The sequence below is a fragment of the Bacillus tuaregi genome (genome assembly GCF_900104575.1).
Lineage (GTDB): Bacteria > Bacillota > Bacilli > Bacillales > Cytobacillaceae > Bacillus_BD > Bacillus_BD tuaregi.
On sequence record NZ_LT629729.1, the window covers coordinates 1 to 3949 of the forward strand.

Consider the following 3949-nt stretch of genomic DNA (forward strand, 5'->3'; position numbering starts at 1 on the left):
AACAAAATAGTCTGGTAACAATGGCGAGAAGGTCACACCCGTTCCCATCCCGAACACGGAAGTTAAGCTTCTCAGCGCCGATGGTAGTTGGGGCATTGCCCCTGTGAGAGTAGGACGTTGCCAGGCTAGGCCCCTATTAATTAGGGGCCTATTTTTTATTTTTGGTTGTAGGTGATTAAATCTGGGGCCTTAGCTCAGCTGGGAGAGCGCCTGCTTTGCACGCAGGAGGTCAGCGGTTCGATCCCGCTAGGCTCCACCATTTTACTTTTATTAAATTGTTCCGCAGTAGCTCAGTGGTAGAGCTATCGGCTGTTAACCGATCGGTCGTAGGTTCGAATCCTACCTGCGGAGCCAGTTTATATTTTATGGGGAAGTACTCAAGTGGCTGAAGAGGCGCCCCTGGAAAGGGCGTAGGTCGGGCAACCGGCGCGAGGGTTCAAATCCCTCCTTCTCCGTTGTTAATTTCTTTAAAGCGTAAAAAAACTCTTATTCTTTTTATAGAATAGGAGTTTTTTAGTATGGATATCTGTTTTACAGACGTATATTGAGGCGCTGGTTAAACACCTATGGGGTGATAAACAACAGAAAGGGATTAATCTTATTTATTCAAAAGAGGTCTAGTTTACATAAAGTCTATTATCGAGAACAATTTCTATGCAATCTTATAGCAAATAAAATTGCAACTTTCATAATCGGTCATTTTAATCGTATTCTCTTTTTAGAGAGGATGGGAAATAATGATTTTTTAATGTTATTTCACAAACTTTAGTCCTCTGTTTTTCTCCTGTTTTCTCAATTTTTCATTTTGATTATACCATGGTCAAGTGGATAAAAAATCAGCATATATTAAGTATTAAGTTACAGATAATAGACTTTAATGTCAGCGATTTAGATTGGTCCAAAAAATTGGCAGGGCTTCTAATACCCATAAATAAATTTTCTTGATAATAACTGTGCTGCCTGGAATTTTAATTGCTCTTCGTGAGTTACGGCTCTTACTTGGCGCTTATCAGCATAAATTAATTGTATACTGTTTTGTGTCTCCATAAATTGCCCGCAATTAACATTTTTAATTTCCTGAGCTACTGCTGTTTCAAGATTGGAAGGTATTAAAAAATAAAAGTCATGACAATAGGGTAAATGCCCCATCCATTTTTGGTTATTTGCTAGGTCTCTGTATGAAACTTTTATTTCAAAAATTGCGATTTGGGATTCGTTATAAGCGAAGATATCAGCTTTTCTACCATTAGGCAGGTTAAACTCTGTAACTGCAACAAATCCGTGCTGAAATAACCATTTTAGAGCTTTATCCTGTAATTCTCTATGCCGTTTTAAGTCTCTTATTGAAAGAGGTTCGGAAACTTCGGTCATTTCTATATAAGATTGAACAGTTTTATTCTTTGCCTCTTTAACGGATTGTTCAATGGCCAATTTTTCATTTTTAATTTCTTCTAATTTAAGTTTCACTGTATTAATAGATTTAATAAAGGGTTCATTAAGTGCACTTGGTAGCTTGTATTTCTTGTCATAGGGTATTTCTACTTGCATTGTTGTTTTCGCTAATTTCTTTGTATCTTTATCTAGATTCCAGCGATATTCAAGACCTTTCTTATGCCTAGATATTAATGATTCTACAAAATTATGAAAATCTTTTATAAAAAAGACATAATGACTTTCATCAAAAACGATTATTCCATCTTTCTGTAAACTTTGCTGCCAATGCACATTTAATCTATTTACTAATACCAGTTCCCCTTCATACAAACCTAAATACTCAGTTAGAAATGAACGGTATGGTTCTGGATATTTTTTAAACATGTTCATCCTATCATTCATTTCTTTAAATCGTTGTAACAACTCTTTTTCCTTTATTTTTAGCGATTTTTCTATAGCCTCTAATTTGGATAGAGATAAATCTACCTCTTCCTTAAACTCATAAATCTTTCTCCGTTTCTCTTTTAAGGAAGTCATAAGTAGTTGTAGTTCATTCCTTCTTGTTTTGTCTGTAACAACAGAAAGAATTTCAGCTAAACCTCCCCAATCCGACTGTCTAAATAAGGGAGTAAGAGGTAAACTTTTAATTCCTAGCAAGTGCATTCGACTATAGTATTCTTCTAGATTTTTTTTTGTTAAATCTAGTATCTTTTTAAATTGGGATAGTTTTTTTACCTGATCTAACGAGACAGGATAAAGCTTTGGAATTTCGGATACTTTTACTCCGTTACTTAAATCGAGCAGAATTCGTTTACTTAAGGAATCATTTCCGGTGATAGTGGCTTTCATAATTACCTCCAAAGGTGCTCGGTGCACTTAATAAGTGTATTATATGTTGAAATAATAGCTTATTTCAACATTACCTGTGGAGTGGTTTACTATTACTGATTTCATTCTTGACAATAGCAGCAGCAAGTCTGTTTGATAAAGTATCAAATTACGTATCGATTGATTGTCTAGGATTCTGTGCCATCCTTATTTGCATTTACCCTAAGACATAAATAAAAAAGGTCATAATCATTCGACTGAAAGATTGTGACCTTTTTATATTTTATTTTCTATATTTACGCGCCTTAGAGGATTCGAACCTCTGACACACGGCTTAGAAGGCCGTTGCTCTATCCAACTGAGCTAAAGGCGCATTTTAAATATGTATGGCGGAGAAGGAGGGATTTGAACCCTCGCGCCGGTTGCCCGACCTACACCCTTAGCAGGGGCGCCTCTTCAGCCACTTGAGTACTTCCCCATATAAAAAAAATGCCTTGAACTTGGCATAATCCATAAAATGGCTCCGCAGGTAGGATTCGAACCTACGACCGATCGGTTAACAGCCGATAGCTCTACCACTGAGCTACTGCGGAACAATTTAATAAAAATAAAATGGTGGGCCTAAATGGACTCGAACCATCGACCTCACGCTTATCAGGCGTGCGCTCTAACCAGCTGAGCTATAGGCCCATTATATTATTGGAGCGGGTGATGGGAATCGAACCCACGACAACAGCTTGGAAGGCTGTAGTTTTACCACTAAACTACACCCGCATAAATTAAATAAGTACTCTCTAATACCGGTGGTCGGGGTCGAACCGACACTCCTAATGGAACACGATTTTGAGTCGTGCGCGTCTGCCAATTCCGCCACACCGGCAGCGCAAAAGAGGCGGCAACCGGATTTGAACCGGTGGTGAAGGTTTTGCAGACCTCTGCCTTACCACTTGGCTATGCCGCCGAAAACTGGGCTAGCTGGATTCGAACCAACGAATGACGGAGTCAAAGTCCGTTGCCTTACCGCTTGGCTATAGCCCAATAAAACAAATGGGGCGGCTGATGGGAATCGAACCCACGAATGTCGGAACCACAATCCGATGCGTTAACCACTTCGCCACAACCGCCGTAATATTAAACAGGGGTAGTAGGAATCGAACCCACACCAAAGGTTTTGGAGACCTTCGTTCTACCTTTAAACTATACCCCTATTATGTATGGTGGAGGGGGACGGATTCGAACCGCCGAACCCAAAGGAGCGGATTTACAGTCCGCCGCGTTTAGCCACTTCGCTACCCCTCCATCTAATTTGTATAACTAGGGGATGAAATTATGGTGGCTCAGGACGGAATCGAACCGCCGACACATGGATTTTCAGTCCATTGCTCTACCGACTGAGCTACTGAGCCAGATCTATTTAATTATTCAGATAGTAAAGTCTATATAAACAGTAGAAATCCTACTGGAATAAAGATGGCGGTCCGGACGGGACTCGAACCCGCGACCTCCTGCGTGACAGGCAGGCATTCTAACCAACTGAACTACCGGACCAAATTGCGGGGACAGGATTTGAACCTGCGACCTTCGGGTTATGAGCCCGACGAGCTACCGGACTGCTCCACCCCGCGATAATAATATTAGATTAATATAAATGGCGGAGGAAGAGGGATTCGAACCCCCGCGCGGTTTA

1 protein-coding gene, 17 tRNA genes and 1 rRNA gene are annotated in these 3949 nt (G+C 40.2%); 4 read left to right on the top strand and 15 right to left on the bottom strand.

The genetic code is table 11. From position 1 onward, the window contains the following. Positions 1 to 10 precede the first annotated feature (10 nt). The 4 genes from rrf (at position 11) to BQ5321_RS00695 (ending at position 455) form a co-directional block, all read left to right on the top strand. Positions 11 to 126 (top strand): 5S ribosomal RNA (rrf, locus tag BQ5321_RS00680). Positions 127 to 183: 57 nt separating this feature from the next. Then, positions 184 to 259: transfer RNA gene (locus BQ5321_RS00685), tRNA-Ala, on the top strand. A gap of 20 nt (positions 260 to 279) precedes the next feature. After that, positions 280 to 354: transfer RNA gene (locus BQ5321_RS00690), tRNA-Asn, on the top strand. Positions 355 to 367: 13 nt separating this feature from the next. Continuing rightward, a tRNA-Ser gene (locus BQ5321_RS00695) sits at positions 368 to 455 on the top strand. Between the two features lie 463 nt (positions 456 to 918). Here BQ5321_RS00695 and BQ5321_RS00700 read toward each other — a convergent pair. From BQ5321_RS00700 to BQ5321_RS00770, 15 genes are all read right to left on the bottom strand, one after another. Beyond that, positions 919 to 2283, bottom strand: a complete 1365-nt coding sequence (locus BQ5321_RS00700; protein WP_071392732.1) for an MmcB family DNA repair protein — start codon at positions 2281 to 2283, stop codon at positions 919 to 921. Between the two features lie 278 nt (positions 2284 to 2561). Then, a tRNA-Arg gene (locus BQ5321_RS00705) sits at positions 2562 to 2635 on the bottom strand. A 14-nt stretch (positions 2636 to 2649) separates the two neighbouring features. Beyond that, positions 2650 to 2740 (bottom strand) — tRNA-Ser (locus BQ5321_RS00710). A 40-nt stretch (positions 2741 to 2780) separates the two neighbouring features. Further along, positions 2781 to 2855: transfer RNA gene (locus BQ5321_RS00715), tRNA-Asn, on the bottom strand. Positions 2856 to 2875: 20 nt separating this feature from the next. Then, positions 2876 to 2952 (bottom strand) — tRNA-Ile (locus BQ5321_RS00720). A gap of 10 nt (positions 2953 to 2962) precedes the next feature. Next, positions 2963 to 3036, bottom strand: a tRNA-Gly gene (locus BQ5321_RS00725). A 24-nt stretch (positions 3037 to 3060) separates the two neighbouring features. Further along, positions 3061 to 3142 (bottom strand) — tRNA-Leu (locus BQ5321_RS00730). A 10-nt stretch (positions 3143 to 3152) separates the two neighbouring features. Next, a tRNA-Cys gene (locus BQ5321_RS00735) sits at positions 3153 to 3223 on the bottom strand. A 5-nt stretch (positions 3224 to 3228) separates the two neighbouring features. Next, positions 3229 to 3300: transfer RNA gene (locus BQ5321_RS00740), tRNA-Gln, on the bottom strand. A 10-nt stretch (positions 3301 to 3310) separates the two neighbouring features. Then, positions 3311 to 3386, bottom strand: a tRNA-His gene (locus BQ5321_RS00745). A 12-nt stretch (positions 3387 to 3398) separates the two neighbouring features. Next, positions 3399 to 3469: transfer RNA gene (locus BQ5321_RS00750), tRNA-Trp, on the bottom strand. 8 nt (positions 3470 to 3477) lie between these two features. Further along, positions 3478 to 3561, bottom strand: a tRNA-Tyr gene (locus BQ5321_RS00755). A gap of 31 nt (positions 3562 to 3592) precedes the next feature. Then, positions 3593 to 3668: transfer RNA gene (locus BQ5321_RS00760), tRNA-Phe, on the bottom strand. A 65-nt stretch (positions 3669 to 3733) separates the two neighbouring features. Next, positions 3734 to 3810 (bottom strand) — tRNA-Asp (locus BQ5321_RS00765). 3 nt (positions 3811 to 3813) lie between these two features. After that, positions 3814 to 3887: transfer RNA gene (locus BQ5321_RS00770), tRNA-Met, on the bottom strand. Positions 3888 to 3949: the final 62 nt, after the last annotated feature.